Origin of the sequence: Gluconobacter kanchanaburiensis NBRC 103587 (assembly GCF_007988905.1) — a bacterium.
GTDB classification, from domain to species: domain Bacteria; phylum Pseudomonadota; class Alphaproteobacteria; order Acetobacterales; family Acetobacteraceae; genus Gluconobacter; species Gluconobacter kanchanaburiensis.
The window spans coordinates 44,072-60,224 of sequence record NZ_BJVA01000004.1; the positions used below are offsets into that span (position 1 = coordinate 44,072).

Annotated in this window: 29 protein-coding genes; all 29 read left to right on the forward strand. The window is 57.3% G+C overall.

What is annotated here, in order from left to right; genetic code table 11:
* Positions 1 to 5 precede the first annotated feature (5 nt).
* The 29 genes from rplC (at position 6) to GKA01_RS04710 (ending at position 16,096) form a co-directional block, all read left to right on the forward strand.
* The gene (rplC, locus tag GKA01_RS04570; protein WP_146859697.1) at positions 6 to 689 is read left to right on the forward strand and encodes a 50S ribosomal protein L3; all 684 of its coding nucleotides are present in this window, start codon (positions 6 to 8) and stop codon (positions 687 to 689) included.
* Positions 690 to 700: 11 nt separating this feature from the next.
* Positions 701 to 1,315: a 50S ribosomal protein L4 gene (gene rplD, locus GKA01_RS04575; protein WP_011251965.1), complete on the forward strand. Its 615-nt coding sequence runs from the start codon at positions 701 to 703 to the stop codon at positions 1,313 to 1,315.
* Between the two features lie 41 nt (positions 1,316 to 1,356).
* Complete coding sequence (locus GKA01_RS04580) at positions 1,357 to 1,653, forward strand: 50S ribosomal protein L23 (protein ID WP_194265815.1); 297 nt, start codon at positions 1,357 to 1,359, stop codon at positions 1,651 to 1,653.
* A 16-nt stretch (positions 1,654 to 1,669) separates the two neighbouring features.
* A complete protein-coding gene (gene rplB / locus GKA01_RS04585; RefSeq protein ID WP_011251963.1) occupies positions 1,670 to 2,500 on the forward strand; it encodes a 50S ribosomal protein L2 in 831 nt (276 codons plus the stop codon).
* Positions 2,501 to 2,516: 16 nt separating this feature from the next.
* The gene (gene rpsS, locus GKA01_RS04590) at positions 2,517 to 2,795 is read left to right on the forward strand and encodes a 30S ribosomal protein S19 (RefSeq protein WP_011251962.1); all 279 of its coding nucleotides are present in this window, start codon (positions 2,517 to 2,519) and stop codon (positions 2,793 to 2,795) included.
* 2 nt (positions 2,796 to 2,797) lie between these two features.
* Complete coding sequence (rplV, locus tag GKA01_RS04595) at positions 2,798 to 3,226, forward strand: 50S ribosomal protein L22 (RefSeq protein ID WP_011251961.1); 429 nt, start codon at positions 2,798 to 2,800, stop codon at positions 3,224 to 3,226.
* Positions 3,227 to 3,229: 3 nt separating this feature from the next.
* Entirely contained in the window at positions 3,230 to 3,907 is a 678-nt protein-coding gene (gene rpsC, locus GKA01_RS04600) for a 30S ribosomal protein S3 (protein WP_011251960.1), read from the forward strand.
* A gap of 57 nt (positions 3,908 to 3,964) precedes the next feature.
* A complete protein-coding gene (gene rplP / locus GKA01_RS04605) occupies positions 3,965 to 4,381 on the forward strand; it encodes a 50S ribosomal protein L16 (RefSeq protein WP_011251959.1) in 417 nt (138 codons plus the stop codon).
* Positions 4,381 to 4,614, forward strand: coding sequence for a 50S ribosomal protein L29 (gene rpmC / locus GKA01_RS04610; RefSeq protein ID WP_062029304.1), 234 nt, complete (start codon positions 4,381 to 4,383; stop codon positions 4,612 to 4,614). The genes rplP and rpmC overlap by 1 nt, the downstream gene beginning before the upstream one ends.
* A gap of 13 nt (positions 4,615 to 4,627) precedes the next feature.
* Entirely contained in the window at positions 4,628 to 4,900 is a 273-nt protein-coding gene (gene rpsQ / locus GKA01_RS04615) for a 30S ribosomal protein S17 (protein ID WP_146859701.1), read from the forward strand.
* Positions 4,901 to 4,912: 12 nt separating this feature from the next.
* A complete protein-coding gene (rplN, locus tag GKA01_RS04620) occupies positions 4,913 to 5,281 on the forward strand; it encodes a 50S ribosomal protein L14 (RefSeq protein WP_011251956.1) in 369 nt (122 codons plus the stop codon).
* Positions 5,281 to 5,601 (forward strand): 50S ribosomal protein L24, encoded by a 321-nt coding sequence (rplX, locus tag GKA01_RS04625; RefSeq protein ID WP_146859703.1) that lies wholly within the window; start codon positions 5,281 to 5,283, stop codon positions 5,599 to 5,601. The genes rplN and rplX overlap by 1 nt, the downstream gene beginning before the upstream one ends.
* An 11-nt stretch (positions 5,602 to 5,612) precedes the next feature.
* Complete coding sequence (gene rplE, locus GKA01_RS04630; RefSeq protein ID WP_099286916.1) at positions 5,613 to 6,176, forward strand: 50S ribosomal protein L5; 564 nt, start codon at positions 5,613 to 5,615, stop codon at positions 6,174 to 6,176.
* Positions 6,177 to 6,308: 132 nt separating this feature from the next.
* Positions 6,309 to 6,614 carry a 30S ribosomal protein S14 gene (rpsN, locus tag GKA01_RS04635; RefSeq protein ID WP_011251953.1) on the forward strand — a complete coding sequence of 102 codons (306 nt, stop codon included), beginning with the start codon at positions 6,309 to 6,311 and terminating at the stop codon, positions 6,612 to 6,614.
* A gap of 12 nt (positions 6,615 to 6,626) precedes the next feature.
* Positions 6,627 to 7,025 carry a 30S ribosomal protein S8 gene (rpsH, locus tag GKA01_RS04640; RefSeq protein WP_011251952.1) on the forward strand — a complete coding sequence of 133 codons (399 nt, stop codon included), beginning with the start codon at positions 6,627 to 6,629 and terminating at the stop codon, positions 7,023 to 7,025.
* Positions 7,026 to 7,035: 10 nt separating this feature from the next.
* The gene (gene rplF, locus GKA01_RS04645) at positions 7,036 to 7,572 is read left to right on the forward strand and encodes a 50S ribosomal protein L6 (RefSeq protein ID WP_146859705.1); all 537 of its coding nucleotides are present in this window, start codon (positions 7,036 to 7,038) and stop codon (positions 7,570 to 7,572) included.
* Positions 7,572 to 7,934: a 50S ribosomal protein L18 gene (rplR, locus tag GKA01_RS04650; RefSeq protein WP_146859707.1), complete on the forward strand. Its 363-nt coding sequence runs from the start codon at positions 7,572 to 7,574 to the stop codon at positions 7,932 to 7,934. Before rplF ends, rplR begins: the two co-directional genes overlap by 1 nt.
* A 12-nt stretch (positions 7,935 to 7,946) precedes the next feature.
* On the forward strand, positions 7,947 to 8,522 hold the full coding sequence (rpsE, locus tag GKA01_RS04655) for a 30S ribosomal protein S5 (RefSeq protein ID WP_146859709.1): 576 nt from the start codon (positions 7,947 to 7,949) through the stop codon (positions 8,520 to 8,522).
* On the forward strand, positions 8,515 to 8,703 hold the full coding sequence (rpmD, locus tag GKA01_RS04660; RefSeq protein WP_011251948.1) for a 50S ribosomal protein L30: 189 nt from the start codon (positions 8,515 to 8,517) through the stop codon (positions 8,701 to 8,703). The genes rpsE and rpmD overlap by 8 nt, the downstream gene beginning before the upstream one ends.
* 1 nt (position 8,704) lies before the next feature.
* Positions 8,705 to 9,193: a 50S ribosomal protein L15 gene (rplO, locus tag GKA01_RS04665; RefSeq protein ID WP_146859711.1), complete on the forward strand. Its 489-nt coding sequence runs from the start codon at positions 8,705 to 8,707 to the stop codon at positions 9,191 to 9,193.
* 97 nt (positions 9,194 to 9,290) lie between these two features.
* Positions 9,291 to 10,664, forward strand: a complete 1,374-nt coding sequence (gene secY, locus GKA01_RS04670; protein WP_146859713.1) for a preprotein translocase subunit SecY — start codon at positions 9,291 to 9,293, stop codon at positions 10,662 to 10,664.
* Complete coding sequence (locus GKA01_RS04675) at positions 10,661 to 11,242, forward strand: adenylate kinase (RefSeq protein ID WP_146859716.1); 582 nt, start codon at positions 10,661 to 10,663, stop codon at positions 11,240 to 11,242. Before secY ends, GKA01_RS04675 begins: the two co-directional genes overlap by 4 nt.
* Positions 11,243 to 11,457: 215 nt before the next feature.
* On the forward strand, positions 11,458 to 11,835 hold the full coding sequence (rpsM, locus tag GKA01_RS04680; protein ID WP_011251944.1) for a 30S ribosomal protein S13: 378 nt from the start codon (positions 11,458 to 11,460) through the stop codon (positions 11,833 to 11,835).
* A gap of 57 nt (positions 11,836 to 11,892) precedes the next feature.
* Positions 11,893 to 12,285 carry a 30S ribosomal protein S11 gene (gene rpsK / locus GKA01_RS04685; protein WP_011251943.1) on the forward strand — a complete coding sequence of 131 codons (393 nt, stop codon included), beginning with the start codon at positions 11,893 to 11,895 and terminating at the stop codon, positions 12,283 to 12,285.
* Between the two features lie 132 nt (positions 12,286 to 12,417).
* A complete protein-coding gene (locus GKA01_RS04690) occupies positions 12,418 to 13,437 on the forward strand; it encodes a DNA-directed RNA polymerase subunit alpha (RefSeq protein WP_011251942.1) in 1,020 nt (339 codons plus the stop codon).
* Positions 13,438 to 13,464: 27 nt separating this feature from the next.
* Positions 13,465 to 13,887 (forward strand): 50S ribosomal protein L17, encoded by a 423-nt coding sequence (gene rplQ / locus GKA01_RS04695; RefSeq protein WP_062496108.1) that lies wholly within the window; start codon positions 13,465 to 13,467, stop codon positions 13,885 to 13,887.
* A 337-nt stretch (positions 13,888 to 14,224) separates the two neighbouring features.
* Complete coding sequence (locus GKA01_RS04700; RefSeq protein WP_146859719.1) at positions 14,225 to 15,535, forward strand: MFS transporter; 1,311 nt, start codon at positions 14,225 to 14,227, stop codon at positions 15,533 to 15,535.
* Between the two features lie 104 nt (positions 15,536 to 15,639).
* Positions 15,640 to 15,864: a hypothetical protein gene (locus GKA01_RS04705; RefSeq protein WP_146859721.1), complete on the forward strand. Its 225-nt coding sequence runs from the start codon at positions 15,640 to 15,642 to the stop codon at positions 15,862 to 15,864.
* Positions 15,865 to 15,925: 61 nt separating this feature from the next.
* On the forward strand, positions 15,926 to 16,096 hold the full coding sequence (locus tag GKA01_RS04710) for a DUF1328 domain-containing protein (RefSeq protein ID WP_007282750.1): 171 nt from the start codon (positions 15,926 to 15,928) through the stop codon (positions 16,094 to 16,096).
* The last annotated feature ends 57 nt before the right edge of the window (positions 16,097 to 16,153 follow it).

The window sequence follows — 16,153 nt, forward strand, 5'->3', positions numbered from 1 at the left end:
AGACGATGCGAACCGGATTGATTGCAAAGAAGCTGGGAATGACCCGGCTGTTTAAGGAAGATGGCACGCATGTGCCTGTGACGGTCCTTCACCTTGACAATGTCGAGGTTGTGGATGCCCGCACGAACGAGCGCGACGGCTATACCGCCATTCAGCTCGGACTTGGTAATGCTAAGGTGAAGAATGTCACCAAGGCGAACCGTGGCCATTTTGCCCGGACCAAGGTCGAGCCAAAGAAGCATCTGGCGGAGTTCCGCGTCTCTGAAGACGCCCTGCTGGAAGCTGGAACCAAGCTGTCCGCTGCGCACTTCGTTGTGGGGCAGAAAGTTGACGTCACGGGCCAGAGCAAGGGCAAGGGCTTCGCGGGTGTTATGAAGCGTCATAACTTCGCGGGTCTCGAAGCGTCCCACGGCGTCTCCATCAGCCACCGTTCCCACGGTTCTACAGGCCAGCGCCAAGATCCTGGCAAGGTCTTCAAGGGAAAGAAGATGGCAGGTCACATGGGTGACGAGCGTGTTACCACGCTGAACCTTGAGATCGCTGCCGTGGATGAAGAGCGAAACCTGATTATGGTCAGGGGTGCAATTCCTGGTGCGAAGAACGGCCTTGTGCTGATTCGCGATGCAATCAAGAAGGCTCGCCATGCTGATGCGCCGTATCCGGCAGCAACAGTGGCGGTCGCCGGTTGAGGACGAGGGGCATGGAATACGATATCAAGACCCTCGATAACGGTAGCGCAGGCTCTGTCGCGCTTCCGGAAGAGATTTTCGCGGTTACTCCGCGCTCTGACATCATGGCACGTGTTGTACACTGGCAGCTCGCAAAGCGCCGCGCCGGTACGCATCGTACGAAGGGCATGGGTGAGATTTCTGGCACGACCAAGAAGCCTTACCGCCAGAAAGGCACGGGTTCTGCCCGTCAGGGCTCGTTGCGCGCGCCGCAGTTCCGTACGGGTGGTGTTGTCCATGGTCCGGTTGTTCGCGACCACGGCTATGACCTTCCCAAGAAGGTTCGTCGTCTTGGCCTGATCTGCGCCCTGTCGCAGAAGGCAGCTGAGGGCAAGCTGATCGTTCTTGATGCAGCCAACGGTGTCACCAAGACCCGTGAAGCCGCAGCGAAGATCAAGGCTCTGGGCTGGACGTCTGCGCTGATCGTTGATGGTGCCGTTGACGAGCAGTTTGCTCGCGCGATCGCCAATCTGCCGAAGATCGACGTTCTGCCGACCATTGGTGCAAACGTCTATGACATCCTCAACCACGACGTGCTGGTCATCACCCGCGCCGGCCTTGAGGGTCTTAAGGAGCGTCTGGCATGACCACCAATACCGTCATGAACGCACACAAGACGGCACAGAACATGTCGCAGGAAGCCCTGTACGACGTGATCCGTGCACCGCTGATCACCGAAAAGGCGACGCTTCTTTCCGAGCGGAACCAGGTGGTGTTCAAGGTCGCTCCCGGTGCGACGAAGCCTCAGATCAAGGCCGCGGTTGAGAAGCTCTTCAACGTGAAGGTAACCGGCGTGAACACGCTGGTGCAGAAGGGCAAGCTCAAGCGCGTCAAGGGTCGTCCCGGCCGTCGTTCGGACATCAAGAAGGCGTATGTGCAGCTTGCCGAAGGTCAGTCCATTGATCTTACGGCCAAGCTGGGCTGACGCGGGGTAGGATACCATGGCACTCAAGCACTTTAATCCCACGACGCCGAGCACACGCGGCACCGTGCTGATTGACCGCAGCGAGCTTTTTAAGGGCAAGCCGGTCAAGCAGCTGACGGAAGGCAAGAACAAGTCGGGCGGCCGTAACAATCACGGTCGTACCACCGTTCGCTTCCGTGGCGGCGGGCACAAGCAGTCCTATCGTTATGTCGACTTCAAGCGTCGCAAGTTCGATGTGGCCGCAACTGTCGAGCGTCTCGAATACGATCCGAACCGCACGGCGTTCATTGCGCTGATCAAGTATGAAGATGGCGAGCTCGCTTACATCCTTGCTCCGCAGCGCGTGAAGGTTGGCGATCGCGTCATCTCCGGCGCCCACACGGACGTCAAGCCTGGCAACGCCATGCCGCTGGGTGCAATGCCGGTCGGAACGATCGTGCACAACATTGAGCTGAAGCAGGGCGCTGGTGGCAAACTGGCCCGCTCCGCTGGCACATATGCCCAGCTGGTTGGCAAGGACGCTGGTTACGCACAGGTCAAGCTGCAGTCCGGTGAGCTGCGTCTTGTTCGCGGTGAATGCATGGCAACCGTTGGCGCCGTGTCCAACCCGGACAACATGAACCAGCACATGGGCAAGGCCGGTCGTTCCCGCTGGCTCGGACGTCGTCCGCATAACCGTGGTGTCGTCATGAACCCGGTCGACCATCCGCATGGTGGTGGTGAAGGCCGTACCTCTGGTGGCCGTCATCCGGTTACGCCGTGGGGTGTTCCGACCAAGGGTTACAAGACGCGTGTTAACAAGAAGACGGATAGTCTGATCATCCGTCGCCGTAAGTCCGGCAAGTAAGAGGGGGCAAACAGAGATGGCACGTTCCGTCTGGAAGGGCCCGTTCGTTGACGGGTATCTGTTCGGCAAGGCTGAAGCGTCCCGCGCTTCGGGTCGTAACGAAGTGATCAAGATCTGGTCGCGTCGTTCGACGATCCTTCCACAGTTCGTTGGACTTACGTTCGGCGTCTATAATGGTCACAAGTTCCTGCCTGTGCAGGTCACGGAGAACATGGTCGGTCACAAGTTCGGTGAGTTCTCACCGACGCGGACTTACACCGGTCATGGCTCTGACAAGAAGTCGAAGCGGGGCTGAAAATGAGCAAGCCGAAGCACATCCGCACGCTCGCTGACACGGAAGCGCAGGCTGTTGCCCGCAATATCCGCGTCAGCCCGCGCAAGCTGAACCTGGTTGCGGCCATGATCCGTAACCAGCCGGCTGACAAGGCTATCGCCGCTCTGACCTTCTCGCGTCGTCGTATCGCGCAGCAGGTCAAGAAGACTCTTGAGAGCGCCGTGGCCAACGCTGAGAACAACCACCAGCTCGATGTCGATCAACTGGTGGTCAAGACGGCAGAAGTTGGCAAGTCCATCGTCATGAAGCGGTTCCACGCTCGTGGCCGTGGTCGTTCCGCTCGGGTCGAGAAGTTCTTCAGCCACCTGAAGATTGTTGTTGCCGAGCGTGCGGAAGCACCGGAAGAGACGAAGCCGTCTCGCGGAACCAACAAAGAGCAGAAGGCAGCCTGATCCATGGGACACAAGGTCAATCCGATCGGGCTTCGGCTCGGTGTCAACCGTACCTGGGACAGCCGCTGGTACGCTGGTCAAGACTACGCACGTCTGCTGCATGAAGATCTGAAGCTTCGTGCATTCCTGCGTCGCAAGCTTTCCGGCGCAGGCGTGTCCCGCGTTGTTATTGAGCGTCCGGCAAAGAAGCCCCGCGTGACGATCTACGCTGCCCGTCCGGGCGTCGTAATCGGTAAGAAGGGTCAGGACATCGACGCGCTCCGCAAGGAACTGAGCCGTATGGCGAAGACCGATGTGGCGCTGAACATCGTCGAGATCCGCAAGCCGGAAATCGACGCCACTCTCGTTGCCGAGAATATTGCTCAGCAGCTGGAGCGTCGCGTTGCATTCCGTCGCGCGATGAAGCGCGCAATCCAGTCCGCAATGCGTTTGGGTGCCCAGGGCATCCGGATCACCTGCGGTGGACGTCTGGGTGGTGCTGAAATCGCTCGTGCTGAAAAGTATCGTGAGGGACGCGTTCCCCTGCACACGCTTCGCGCCGATATCGATTACGGTACGGCAACCGCCAAGACAACGTATGGTACCTGCGGTGTGAAGGTATGGATCTTCAAGGGTGAGATCCTGGCTCATGACCCGCTGGCACAGGATCGCCGTGCTGCGGAGCAGGCTCCCCAGCGCTAAGGCTGTGAGCGAAAGCTCACAGTTCCTTTGCTGGTGCTGATTTGAGGATTTAACAACATGCTTTCCCCGAAGCGGACAAAGTTTCGTAAGGCCCACAAGGGCCGCATTCACGGTCTGGCGAAAAGCGGAACCCAGCTGAACTTCGGTGCCTTCGGCCTGAAGGCTCTGGAGCCGGAGCGGATTACCGCTCGCCAGATCGAAGCCTCTCGTCGTGCGATCACGCGTGCAATGAAGCGTGCCGGTCGCGTGTGGATTCGTATCTTTCCGGACACTCCGGTCTCGACAAAGCCAGCAGAAGTGCGTATGGGCTCCGGTAAGGGTAACCCCGAGTACTGGGCCGCACGTGTCAAGCCGGGTCGTATCCTGTTCGAGATCGAAGGCGTTCCGCCTGAGGTCGCCAAGCTGGCCCTGAGCCTGGGTGCTGCAAAGCTTCCGATCAAGACCAAGTTCGTTCAGCGTATCGGAGACGCGTAATGGCCGACACGTACAAGCCTGCCGATCTGCGCGCGAAGAGTGAGGACGAGCTGAATGCTCTTCTGCTCGATCTCAAGCGCGAACAGATCAACCACCGTTTTTCGGCTGCCACCGGGCAGTCGGAGAACACAAGCCGCGTCAAGGTCGTGCGCCGTGCAGTTGCACGTATCAAGACACTGGCTCACACATCGAAGAACCGTGCGGGCGCCAAAACGTCCGCCGCTAAGTCCTGAGAGGAGACGGACGATGCCAAGGCGCGTCCTGACGGGTCGGGTCACGAGCGACAAGATGGACAAGACGGTTACCGTTCTTGTTGATCGTCGGATCATGCACCCGCTCTACAAGAAGTTTATTCGCCGCTCCAAGAAGTACGCGGCTCATGACGAAGAAAACGTCTGCCAGACGGGTGATCTGGTTCGCATCGAAGAATGCGCACCGATCTCCAAGCGCAAGACGTGGTCTGTCGTGTCGCGCAACGGCGAGGAGCTGACTTCAGTCTCCTCTTCCGTCAGCGCATAAGGGGGTAGGCACATGATTCATCCCGAGACCAACCTGGACGTCGCCGATAACTCGGGCGCACGTCGGGTGCAGTGCATCAAGGTGCTGGGCGGTTCCAAGCGGAAGACCGCCTCGGTCGGCGACGTCATTGTCGTGTCCGTCAAGGAAGCAATTCCCCGCGGCAAGGTGAAGAAGGGTGACGTCCATCAGGCCGTTATCGTTCGCACCTCCTACCCGGTTCGTCGTGCAGATGGCTCCGCCATCCGCTTCGACAAAAATGCTGCTGTTCTTCTGAACAAGCAGCAGGAGCCGATTGGTACGCGTATCTTTGGTCCGGTGGTTCGTGAGCTGCGTGCGCGTAAGTTCATGAAGATCATCTCGCTGGCTCCGGAGGTGCTGTAATGGCTGCTCGTATCAAAAAGGGTGACCAGGTTCTGGTCCTCTCCGGCAAGTCCCGTGGCGTTCGCGGCGAAGTTCTCGCTGTGATGCCGAAGGCCGAAAAGGCTGTTGTGCGCGGCGTGGCTATTGCCAAGCGTCACACGAAGCCCAACCGCGCAGGCGGAGAAGGTGGAATCATCGAGCGTGAAATGCCGATCCATCTTTCCAACCTGAAGCTGGTTGATCCGAAGAGTGGCAAGCCGACGCGTGTTGGCTTCCGCATTCTGGAAGACGGTCGCAAGGTTCGTGTTGCCAAGGCAACCGGCGAAGTGATCGAAGGCTGAGGAACGCAACAATGAGCGAACAGAAGAACGCTTTGCCGCGTCTGCATCAGCGTTACGAAGATGTGCTGAAGAAGCAGCTTCGCGAGCAGTTTGGTTATGCCAACGAACTCCAGGTTCCCAAGCTCGAGAAGATCGTGCTGAACATGGGCGTTGGTGAGGCCGCCGGTGATCAGAAGAAGCTTGATGCCGCTTTTGCGGAAATGACTGTGATTTCCGGTCAGAAGCCCGTCAAGACCCTTGCTCGCAAGGCTATTGCAGGCTTCAAGATCCGTGAAGGTCTGCCCATTGGCTGTAAGGTCACGCTTCGTCGTGCCCGTATGTACGAGTTTCTTGACCGTCTGGTGACGATCGCCATGCCGCGTATCCGCGATTTCCGCGGCCTGCCGGCCAACAAGGGTTTTGATGGACATGGCAATTTCGCCATGGGCATCAAGGAACAGATCGTGTTTCCTGAGATCGAATATGACAAGATCGATGCCGTTCGTGGCATGGACATCATCTTCGTGACCAGCGCCAAGTCTGATGCTGAAGCAAAGGCCCTGCTGAAGGCCTTTGATCTGCCGTTCAACGGCTGATCCATAATTTTTCAGACCGATCACGGTTAAAATCAGGATTCGGCCTTCCATTGGAAGGCCGCTTTCCTTTATAGACACGCTGATTGGAAAACCGTCGGGATAGGCCTGACAGGTTCCGGGAGAAAATTCGAGATGGCGAAGGTCTCAGCGGTAAACCGTAATAACCATCGCGCTGCCCTGGTGAAGCGCGACAAGGAAAAGCGGACCGCTCTCAAGAACATCATCAAGGATCGTACACTGTCGGTTGAAGACCGCTTTGATGCGACCCTTAAGCTGGCCCAGATGCCGCGCAATGGATCCGCAACGCGCGTCCGTCTGCGTTGCAAGCTTTCTGGTCGCCCCCGTGCCAACTATCGCAAGTTCGAACTGAGCCGTATTGCTCTGCGTGATCTTGCCTCCGCCGGCCAGATTCCTGGTATGGTCAAGTCGAGCTGGTAAAGGGTAGATCGAATGTCTTTGTCTGATCCACTGGGCGATATGCTGACCCGGATCCGCAATGCACAGCGTGCCCGTCATGCTGTCTGCGTTGCGCCTGCATCCAAGCTGCGCGCAAGCGTTCTGGAAGCCCTGAAGCGTGAAGGCTACATCCGTGGCTTTGCTGCTGAAGAGCTCCGCAAGGGTGTTGCACAGCTCCGTATCGAGCTGAAGTATGTAGAAGGCCAGCCGGTCATCAAGGAAATCCATCGCGTTTCCAAGCCCGGCCGTCGCGTCTACTCGAAGATCAAGGAACTTCCGCGCGTTTATGCCGGCCTTGGTGTGTCGATCCTGTCCACCCCGCGTGGCGTCCTGTCGGACGTCGAGGCTCGCGCTGCCAACGTTGGCGGCGAGGTCCTCTGCCGCGTCTTCTAAGGAGGATCGCATGTCTCGCGTAGGTAAATATCCCGTCGAAGTTCCGGCTGGCGTGCAGGTTTCTCTTGCTGATGGCGTCTTCAAGGCCAAGGGCAAGCTGGGTGAACTGACCGTGCCGGTTTCCCGCCATGTGGAAGTCAAGATCGAAGGCAGCAACGTCTCCGTCGCTCCTGTCGGTCGTCGCTCCCGCGAAAACTGGACCATGTGGGGAACGACCCGTGCTCTGATCGCCAATACGGTCAAGGGTGTTTCTGACGGTTTCACCAAAGGCCTTGAAATTCAGGGTACGGGTTTCCGTGCTGCTGTTCAGGGTTCCAATCTGGTGATGAACCTCGGCTTCTCGCACGATGTTGTCTATCCGATTCCGGAAGGCATCAAGATCACCACTCCGCGTCCGACCGCGATTGTCGTTGAAGGCAATGACAAGCAGCGTGTTGGTCAGGTTGCGCTCGATATTCGCAGCTTCCGCAAGCCGGAGCCCTATAAGGGCAAGGGCGTTCGGTACGAGACCGAGGTTCTGCGTCGCAAGGAAGGTAAGAAGAAGTAATGGCAACGCAGCAAGGATTGCAGGAACGCCGCCGTCAGCGGCTGCGCTTCCAGCTTCGTCGCAAGAGCGGCGGCCGGCCGCGTCTGTCGGTCTTCCGTTCCAGCAAGCACATTCACGCCCAGATCATCGACGATGCACAGGGCCGTACACTCGCCAGCGCCTCCACGCTGGAGAAGACGCTTCGCGACGCTGGCAAGACCGGTGCCGATGTGTCCGCGGCTACGGTTATCGGCAAGCTGATTGCCGAACGTGGCGTGGCGGCTGGCGTCAAGACCGTCGTGTTCGATCGCGGCTCTTATCTGTATCATGGCCGGGTCAAAGCCCTGGCAGAGGCTGCCCGTGAGGGCGGACTCTCGTTCTAAGGAGGATCACACATGGCACGTGAGCCAAGAGAAGGCGGCCGTGGTGGTCGTGAGCGCGAGCAGGGCGATGATCTGGTCGACAAGCTTGTAACCATCAACCGTGTCGCCAAGGTCGTGAAGGGTGGTCGTCGTTTTGCGTTCGCTGCCCTCGTGGTTGTTGGCGACCAGAAGGGACGCGTTGGTTACGGTGCGGGCAAGGCCCGTGAAGTTCCCGAGGCGATCCGCAAGGCAACCGAGCGCGCGAAGCGCACGATGATCCGCGTACCGATGAAGGAGGGGCGTACCCTTCATCACGATACGTTCGGTCACTACGGGGCTGGCAAGGTTGTTGTCCGTGCGGCCGAAGCCGGTACGGGTATCATTGCTGGCGGTCCGATGCGTGCAGTGTTCGAAAGCCTGGGCGTCAATGACGTCGTGGCCAAGAGCCTGGGAACGCGGAACCCGCATAACATGATCAAGGCAACGTTTGCTGCCCTCGAAAAGGCCAGCAGCCCGCGTCATGTTGCATCCCGTCGCGGCAAGAAAGCCGCTGAACTGTTTGGTAAGCGCGAGCAGGGCCAGACGGAAGTGGAGGTGACAAATGGCTGAGAACGGCAAGACCGTCCAGGTTACGCAGATCGCTTCGGTGATCGGTCGTAAGCCGGGCCAGGCTGAGACCATCACGGGTCTTGGTCTGCGTGGAATTGGTTCCACGCGTACGCTGGAGGATACTCCGGCCGTCCGTGGCATGATCCGCAAGGTTGCCCACCTCATCAAGGTGGAGGGTTGAAATGAACCTTAACGAACTGCGTGACAACGAGGGTTCTCGTTATCGCAAGAAGCGTCTTGGGCGCGGCATCGGCTCTGGCAAGGGCAAGACGTCGGGTCGTGGCGTCAAGGGTCAGAAGGCACGTGAGGGTGTTTCCCTCAACGGCTTCGAGGGTGGTCAGCTTCCGCTGTACCGTCGTATGCCGAAGCGTGGCTTTGTGAACATTTTCCGCAAGGAATATGCTCCGGTGAATCTTGGTGCCATCTCCAAGGCCATCGAAAGCGGCAAGCTGGACAAGGCCTCGACTGTCAATGAAGAGGCTCTCCGCAAGGCTGGTCTCGTTAATGGCAGCAAGCTGGCTGGTGTCCGTCTTCTTGCGCATGGCGAACTTTCGCATGGCGTGACCATCGAAGTTGCCGGTGCTTCCGCTGCGGCTCTTGCCGCCGTCGAGAAGGCCGGCGGTACCGTCAAGGTACTCGAAGTCAAGAAGGAAACTCAGGCTGAGGCTTGAGTTCTCCTTTCTGGGGTTTTTCCCGGAATAGGATTGGATAGTGAACAGCGTCCCGTGCTTCAGTGCGGCGACGCTGTTTTCATGAAAGGACAGGTGGATGGCTTCCGCAGCAGAGCAGCTCGCCGCCAATCTCAATATGAGTTCGTTTTCCAAGGCGACCGAACTCAAGAAGCGTATCTGGTTTACGCTTGGTGCGCTGATTGTTTATCGGCTTGGTACCTATATTCCGGTACCTGGTGTGGATGCGACGGTGATGGGGCAGCTTCTTGCCCAGCACCAGGGTGGTATTCTGGGCATGTTTGACATGTTCACGGGTGGTGCTCTGGGGCGTATGGCCGTGTTTGCGCTGAATATCATGCCCTACATCAGTGCATCGATTATTATTCAGCTGCTATCCACCGCACTTCCTTCCATGGAAGCCATGAAGAAGGAGGGGGAGGCAGGTCGTAAAAAACTCAATGAGTACACGCGTTACCTGACAGTCTTCATTGCCTTGTTCCAAGCATATGGCATTGCGGTCGGGCTTGAAAACATGACCGCGCATGGTGCCAGCGCCGTGGTTGCACCGGGAATGTTCTTTATCGCCTCGTGTGTTGTCACACTTGTCGGCGGTACGATGTTCCTCATGTGGCTCGGAGAGCAGATCACGTCGAGGGGCGTGGGAAACGGGATCTCCCTGATCATCTTCGCCGGTATCGTCGCCAATCTTCCTCATGCATTGGCCAGTCTTTTTGAGCTAGGCCGCACGGGCGCGTTGTCTCCGATATTCGTGGTTATTTTCCTTGTTCTGGCGATTGCCGTCATCGGCTTTATCGTATTCATGGAACAGGCTCAGCGTCGTGTGGTGATCCAGTATCCCAAGCGTCAGGTGGGTAACCGTATTTTCGGTGGTGACTCGACCCATATGCCGCTGAAGGTGAATACGGCAGGCGTTATTCCTCCGATCTTTGCGTCGTCGGTTCTGCTAATTCCTGTCACCATTTCTGGTTTCATGAGCGGGCACTCGATGCCAGGCTGGCTTTCCGTTCTTGGTCAGCAGCTTGGGCAGGGACAGCCGCTTTACATGCTGTTCTACGCCGCAATGATCCTGTTCTTTTCCTATTTTTACGCTGCGATCACCTTTAATCCCGAGGAGACGGCTGAAAATCTGCGTAAGCAGGGGGGCTTCATTCCTGGTATCCGTCCTGGTGCCAATACGGCGACCTATTTCGACCGGATTCTGTCCCGACTGACGGCGATCGGTGCGCTTTATCTGGTTGTCGTATGTCTGCTGCCGCAGATTCTGATCAGCAAATATAACGTCCCATTCTATTTCGGGGGCACGAGTCTGATCATTATTGTTTCGGTTACGATCGACACGGTGACACAGATCCAGTCCCATCTGGTGGCGCATCAGTATTCTGGACTGATCCGCAAGCAGCGTAATCGCGGCAGCCGTAGCGGAATACAGGGGGGAGTACGTCGTCGATGAACATCATTCTTCTTGGTCCGCCCGGTGCGGGCAAGGGTACCCAGGCCAAGCGCCTGGAGACGCTTTATGGGTTCAAGCAGATTTCCACCGGCGATATGCTTCGTGCGGAGGTCGCTGCCGGCTCGACGATCGGTAACGAAGCCAAGGCGATCATGGAAAAGGGTCAGTTTGTTCCTGATCCAATTATCATCGCCATGATTGAGAATCGCATCGCCCAGACTGACTGTGCACGTGGATTCATTCTGGATGGTTTTCCACGTACGGAAAGTCAGGCGGAAGCTCTGGATACCATGTTGTCCCACCGTAATCTGACTATCGACGCTGTGATCCTGCTGGACGTTGATGAAGACGAACTGGTGGAGCGAATCGCAAGCCGACGCGGAGAAGATGGTAGCCGTCGTCCGGATGACAACCCGGATGTCGTGCGTGCGCGTCTGGACGTTTATCGAAAGCAGACAGCGCCGATCCTGCCTTACTATGAGAAGGCGGGTCGTCTGCTGCATGTGGACGGAATGAAAGATGTCGAAACCGTCGGAAGAGCGCTGGACGTTCTTATCGGCGGGGGACAGAAAGTCTGAGTTTTTTGAAGTATCACGGAAAAGTGATCCGTATCGTTTGACTCAGTGAGGGTCAGCAGTATATTGCGCGCCCTCGACACAGGTGTGGTCCAGACCATCAGTCGCTTTCCGGAATCGGTTTGTGACGGGTCGGGCTGCGAGACCAATGACCTGACTTCGGTCGGGGATTTAACAGTCTGGTACGGTCCTGAGCCGTACCAATGGGAGTAACAGGCGTGGCACGTATTGCCGGCGTAAACATTCCGACCAACAAGCGGGTCGTCATTGCCCTGCGTTATGTCTACGGCATCGGTCCGTCGACGGCGCAGTCCATCTGCAACAAGCTCGAGATCCCTGATGCCAAGCGCGTCAACGAGCTGTCTGACGATGAGATCGTGAAGATCCGTGAGTTGATCGATTCCGAACTGCGCGTCGAAGGCGATCTGCGTCGCGAGACAGCAATGAACATCAAGCGTCTGATGGATCTCGGTTGCTACCGCGGCCTCCGTCACCGTCGTGGCCTTCCGGTCCGCGGTCAGCGTACGCATACCAATGCCCGTACCCGTAAGGGCAAGGCGGTTGCGATTGCAGGCAAGAAGAAGGTCACGCGCTAATCCGCGCTTGATTCTCTTATCGACGTTTTTCGTTAAACTTTTAGGACGACCTCTCTCATGGCCAAGGCCGCTGCTCCGCGTATCCGCAAGAAGGAACGCAAGAATATCATTTCCGGTGTTGCTCACGTGCTTTCAACGTTCAACAACACCATGATCACCATTTCTGATGCCCAGGGTAACGCGATTGCCTGGTCGTCGTCGGGTGCGCAGGGCTTTAAAGGCTCCCGTAAGTCCACGCCGTATGCTGCTCAGGTTGCTGCCGAAGATGCCGGCCGCAAGGCACGCGAGCATGGCATGGAAACGCTTGAGATCGAGGTTTCCGGCCCGGGTTCGGGGCGTGAAAGCGCGCTTCGTGCCCTTCAGGCCGTAGGGTTCAACATTACGTCCATCCGCGACATGACGCCTGTGCCGCACAATGGCTGCCGTCCCCGGAAGCGTCGTCGCGTCTGAGTGATGCTTTACTGCGTGTCGCTGGCGACACGCAGTATCTTTAAGTGATTGCATCTTTTGCCGCACCTCTGGTGCGGGCCCGGATGCCGCCAATTTTTCTTGGCGTGCTTCGTTGTTTGAAAGGCCACGACCTTGGTTCTCCAGAAAAACTGGCAGTCCCTCATCAAGCCGGAGAAGCTTGAAGTCGAGCCCGGACCGGTTGCCTCGCGCATTGCCACTGTCGTGGCCGAGCCTCTGGAACGCGGCTTCGGCATGACGCTCGGTAACGCCCTGCGTCGTATCCTTCTGTCGTCGCTGCAGGGCGCTGCTGTGACCGCCATCCAGATTGATGGTGTGCTGCACGAGTTCTCCGCCGTGCCGGGTGTTCGCGAAGACGTTACGGACATCGTCCTGAACGTCAAGCAGCTTGCGCTGCGGATGCATGGTGAAGGCCCCAAGCGCATGATCCTGACGGCTACAGGCCCAGGTGAAGTGACGGCCGGGCAGATCCAGGCAGGGCACGACATCGAGATCATGAATCCTGATCTGGTGATCTGCACGCTCGATGACGGCGTAAAGCTCGGCATGGAGTTCACGGTGAACATGGGCAAGGGCTACGTTGCTGCCGCAGCAAACCGTCCGGAAGACGCTCCGATCGGTCTGATCCCGATCGATGCCATTTATTCGCCCGTTCGTCGCGTCTCGTACAAGATCGAGCAGACGCGTGTCGGTCAGGTCACTGACTATGACAAGCTGCTCCTGACGGTCGAGACCAATGGTGCGGTGACGCCGGAAGACAGCCTGGCTCTTGCAGCCCGGATTCTTCAGGACCAGCTGCAGCTGTTCATCAACTTTGATGAGCCGCGTCCGGTCCAGCATGAAGAACCGCAGGATGACCTGCCGTTCAATCGTAATCTTCTTCGCAAGGTTGACGAACTTGAGCTCTCGGTGCGTAGCGCCAACTGCCTCAAGAACGACAACATTGTTTATATTGGCGATCTGGTGCAGAAGTCCGAACAGGAAATGCTCCGTACGCCTAATTTCGGGCGTAAGTCGCTCAACGAGATCAAGGAAGTTCTCACCGGTATGGGGCTGTCGCTCGGCATGAGCGTCCCGGCCTGGCCGCCAGAGAACATCGAGGATCTGGCCAAGCGTCTCGACGAGACGTTCTGAGAACTTTCAAGGTAAGGAAAACTAGCAATGCGTCATGGTGTGAGTGGGCGTAAGCTCAATGTCACCTCTTCTCACCGCGCTGCCATGTTCCGCAACATGGCCGTGGCTCTCATCAAGCACGAGCAGATCACGACGACGCTCCCGAAGGCGAAAGAACTTCGCCCGGTCGTCGAAAAGCTGATCACGCTCGGCAAGCGTGGCGATCTGCACGCCCGCCGTCAGGCTTTTGCACAGCTGCGTGACGATGCTGTCGTGACCAAGCTGTTCTCGGCTGTGGCCGAGCGTTACAAAGGACGTGCCGGTGGCTACTCCCGTGTTCTGAAGGCTGGCGTGCGTTATGGCGATAATGCCGATATGGCCGTGATCGAACTGATCGATCGCGATGTCGCTGCAAAGGGCCAGGACAGCGGGCCGAAGCAGAACGTGGCCGAGGAACAGGAAGCCGCCTGAGGCTCTTGTTTTTGAAGCATTGAGAGAGGCCGGGACAGGAATGTCCCGGCCTTTTTTGATTCGTGGTTTCTTTACCACGATGTTGTGTGATATTGACTCCTCACTCTTTGCAGACCCATTCCTGTCCTTTGTCGGGGCAGCGTGAAATTCCGTTTCCTCACGGGAGCGGTCACCGCTCATTTGGAGAACGTTTCGCCGTTCTTCGCGGGGGGCTGCACAATTCTGAGAAACAGGCCCGAGCACTCTCGTAGGGCCTGCCACGACGCATCGAATATGTATCCAGACAATGAGGTCCGGGTAGGTTCGTGATGCGTCCAGCGTTTTGGAGAGCGTTATAATGTCCGAATCTTCTCCCGCGAAACACGGACTTGCGGAAACTCTCGGCATTCCCAGAGCTCTGTTCTGGGCGTTTGTAGGACAGCTCCTGTTCATGGTCGGCGATGGCGTGGAGGCAGGGTATCTCGATACCTACATGCTTCATCATGGTCATACGCAGGGTTTCGTGAATGAGATGTTCACGTTTTACGGTATCACCGTGATGATCGCCGCCTGGTTTTCCGGGCCTCTGTCTGATCTCATGGGACCGAAGAAAGTCATGTGGCTCGGTCTTATTCTGTGGAGCATCCTGGAAGTAGGATTTCTCGCTCTTGGACTGGGGCCGAACAGCGGACCAATGATCCTTCTGTTCTATACGTTGCGTGGGTTCGCCTATCCGCTTTTTGCGTATGGTTTTCTTGTCTGGATCGCGGCAGCTACTCCGACGGCGATGTTGGGCTCTGCGGCGGGCTGGTTCTGGTTTTCCTTTTCGGCTGGCCTTCCGACCCTTGGCTCACAGTTCGCCCGGTTTGCCATTCCCCAGATCGGCGAATTACGGACCTTCTGGTGTTCGCTGGGACTGGTGATTATCGGTGGTCTCGTGGCCCTGTTGTTCACTCATGAACCGACTGGCAAGAAGCGCCTTCTTCCGGATCATGTTCCGACCAAGGATATTTTCTTCGGCTCGATGAGCATCATGTGGCGTGAGCCCAAGACGCTTATCGCAGGTATTGTCCGGGTCATCGATACGTCGTCCGAGTATGCCTTTCTGGCGATCATGCCCGCATTCTTTGTGGACCATCTCGGCTTTTCTCTTGGGCAGTGGCTGAACCTTCTTTCGCTGATCTTCCTGAGCAACATCCTCTTCAACCTGGTATCGGGTATGGTCGCGGATACGCTTGGCCATCGGTTTGTGGTTGCCGTATTTGGTGGGATCGGTGGGTTTGTCGCAATTCCGCTGTTCTACTATGTGCCGCTCTGGTTTCCGGGAAATTTCTGGGCCGTGGCGGCTGCGGGAATTTTCTACGGTGCGACAGTGGCAGCGTTCGTTCCGCTCTCCGGCCTGATGCCGCAGATCTGTCCGCGCGAGAAAGCCGCCGCCCTATCCATTCTTGGTCTTGGCGCCGGTGCGTCCACATGGGTTGGACCGGCCGTTGTTGCAGGCTGTGAAGCTGTTTTCGGGCCGGGGATGCAGTATGTGATCTGGACTTTTGCCGTGATCTATCTTGCCTCCGCGGGAATGACGATGGCTCTGACCATTTCTCCGGAAGCGCGCCGATACAGCGAGGACGCGGCGGCTCGCAATGAGAACGCACAGGCAGTCGGGCACTGATTGTAACGTCCCTTCATCGCCACGAAGGTGTAAGAGAGCAGGGCGGTCCGGTATCGGGCCGCCCTTTCTCTTTTCAGCAGTGTCATATCAAGGAGAAACCTCCCATGGATGCCGATCTTGCACCCTATCTTGATCCCCACGTGCAGCGCCTTCAGGACACAGAAGGATGCTGTATGACAGGGCAGAACGCGCGGAAGAAGATTTCGCACGCTGCAAGAGAAACGGATGCTCTCGTTAGCGATCTGATGGTGGATCAGCCATTGCTATGGCTTGGGATCGCGTTTCTGGGCGGTCTTTTTTTTGGAAAACGTCTTTTTCGGGGAAATTAAACTTCCACGCGGTCTTCACGTTACGACATGACCACGAACTCTTGGGCGAGGATCCTGTGTCATGTTGCACTACGCAATTGTTTTCTTCATCATTTCCATCATCGCCGGTGTTTTCGGTTTTTCCGGTATTTCGGCGGCTACAGCTGGCATCGCAAAGCTGTTCTTTATTATCTTTCTGGTACTCGCAGTGCTTGCCATTCTCGCAGGGGTGGCCGGACTTCATGCTTTGTAAAAAAAATTTCTACAGAGAAGATGTGGAAAGGGCGGGTGCCGATGGCCCCGCCCTTTT

What these genes read in the sequence shown, in the direction of transcription:
- rplC (WP_146859697.1), top strand. Translation starts at nt 6, where the DNA reads ATGCGAACCGGATTGATTGCAAAGAAGCTGGGAATGACCCGGCTGTTT.
- rplD (WP_011251965.1), top strand. Translation starts at nt 701, where the DNA reads ATGGAATACGATATCAAGACCCTCGATAACGGTAGCGCAGGCTCTGTC.
- GKA01_RS04580 (WP_194265815.1), top strand. Translation starts at nt 1,357, where the DNA reads ATGTCGCAGGAAGCCCTGTACGACGTGATCCGTGCACCGCTGATCACC.
- rplB (WP_011251963.1), top strand. Translation starts at nt 1,670, where the DNA reads ATGGCACTCAAGCACTTTAATCCCACGACGCCGAGCACACGCGGCACC.
- rpsS (WP_011251962.1), top strand. Translation starts at nt 2,517, where the DNA reads ATGGCACGTTCCGTCTGGAAGGGCCCGTTCGTTGACGGGTATCTGTTC.
- rplV (WP_011251961.1), top strand. Translation starts at nt 2,798, where the DNA reads ATGAGCAAGCCGAAGCACATCCGCACGCTCGCTGACACGGAAGCGCAG.
- rpsC (WP_011251960.1), top strand. Translation starts at nt 3,230, where the DNA reads ATGGGACACAAGGTCAATCCGATCGGGCTTCGGCTCGGTGTCAACCGT.
- rplP (WP_011251959.1), top strand. Translation starts at nt 3,965, where the DNA reads ATGCTTTCCCCGAAGCGGACAAAGTTTCGTAAGGCCCACAAGGGCCGC.
- rpmC (WP_062029304.1), top strand. Translation starts at nt 4,381, where the DNA reads ATGGCCGACACGTACAAGCCTGCCGATCTGCGCGCGAAGAGTGAGGAC.
- rpsQ (WP_146859701.1), top strand. Translation starts at nt 4,628, where the DNA reads ATGCCAAGGCGCGTCCTGACGGGTCGGGTCACGAGCGACAAGATGGAC.
- rplN (WP_011251956.1), top strand. Translation starts at nt 4,913, where the DNA reads ATGATTCATCCCGAGACCAACCTGGACGTCGCCGATAACTCGGGCGCA.
- rplX (WP_146859703.1), top strand. Translation starts at nt 5,281, where the DNA reads ATGGCTGCTCGTATCAAAAAGGGTGACCAGGTTCTGGTCCTCTCCGGC.
- rplE (WP_099286916.1), top strand. Translation starts at nt 5,613, where the DNA reads ATGAGCGAACAGAAGAACGCTTTGCCGCGTCTGCATCAGCGTTACGAA.
- rpsN (WP_011251953.1), top strand. Translation starts at nt 6,309, where the DNA reads ATGGCGAAGGTCTCAGCGGTAAACCGTAATAACCATCGCGCTGCCCTG.
- rpsH (WP_011251952.1), top strand. Translation starts at nt 6,627, where the DNA reads ATGTCTTTGTCTGATCCACTGGGCGATATGCTGACCCGGATCCGCAAT.
- rplF (WP_146859705.1), top strand. Translation starts at nt 7,036, where the DNA reads ATGTCTCGCGTAGGTAAATATCCCGTCGAAGTTCCGGCTGGCGTGCAG.
- rplR (WP_146859707.1), top strand. Translation starts at nt 7,572, where the DNA reads ATGGCAACGCAGCAAGGATTGCAGGAACGCCGCCGTCAGCGGCTGCGC.
- rpsE (WP_146859709.1), top strand. Translation starts at nt 7,947, where the DNA reads ATGGCACGTGAGCCAAGAGAAGGCGGCCGTGGTGGTCGTGAGCGCGAG.
- rpmD (WP_011251948.1), top strand. Translation starts at nt 8,515, where the DNA reads ATGGCTGAGAACGGCAAGACCGTCCAGGTTACGCAGATCGCTTCGGTG.
- rplO (WP_146859711.1), top strand. Translation starts at nt 8,705, where the DNA reads ATGAACCTTAACGAACTGCGTGACAACGAGGGTTCTCGTTATCGCAAG.
- secY (WP_146859713.1), top strand. Translation starts at nt 9,291, where the DNA reads ATGGCTTCCGCAGCAGAGCAGCTCGCCGCCAATCTCAATATGAGTTCG.
- GKA01_RS04675 (WP_146859716.1), top strand. Translation starts at nt 10,661, where the DNA reads ATGAACATCATTCTTCTTGGTCCGCCCGGTGCGGGCAAGGGTACCCAG.
- rpsK (WP_011251943.1), top strand. Translation starts at nt 11,893, where the DNA reads ATGGCCAAGGCCGCTGCTCCGCGTATCCGCAAGAAGGAACGCAAGAAT.
- rplQ (WP_062496108.1), top strand. Translation starts at nt 13,465, where the DNA reads ATGCGTCATGGTGTGAGTGGGCGTAAGCTCAATGTCACCTCTTCTCAC.
- GKA01_RS04700 (WP_146859719.1), top strand. Translation starts at nt 14,225, where the DNA reads ATGTCCGAATCTTCTCCCGCGAAACACGGACTTGCGGAAACTCTCGGC.
- GKA01_RS04705 (WP_146859721.1), top strand. Translation starts at nt 15,640, where the DNA reads ATGGATGCCGATCTTGCACCCTATCTTGATCCCCACGTGCAGCGCCTT.
- GKA01_RS04710 (WP_007282750.1), top strand. Translation starts at nt 15,926, where the DNA reads ATGTTGCACTACGCAATTGTTTTCTTCATCATTTCCATCATCGCCGGT.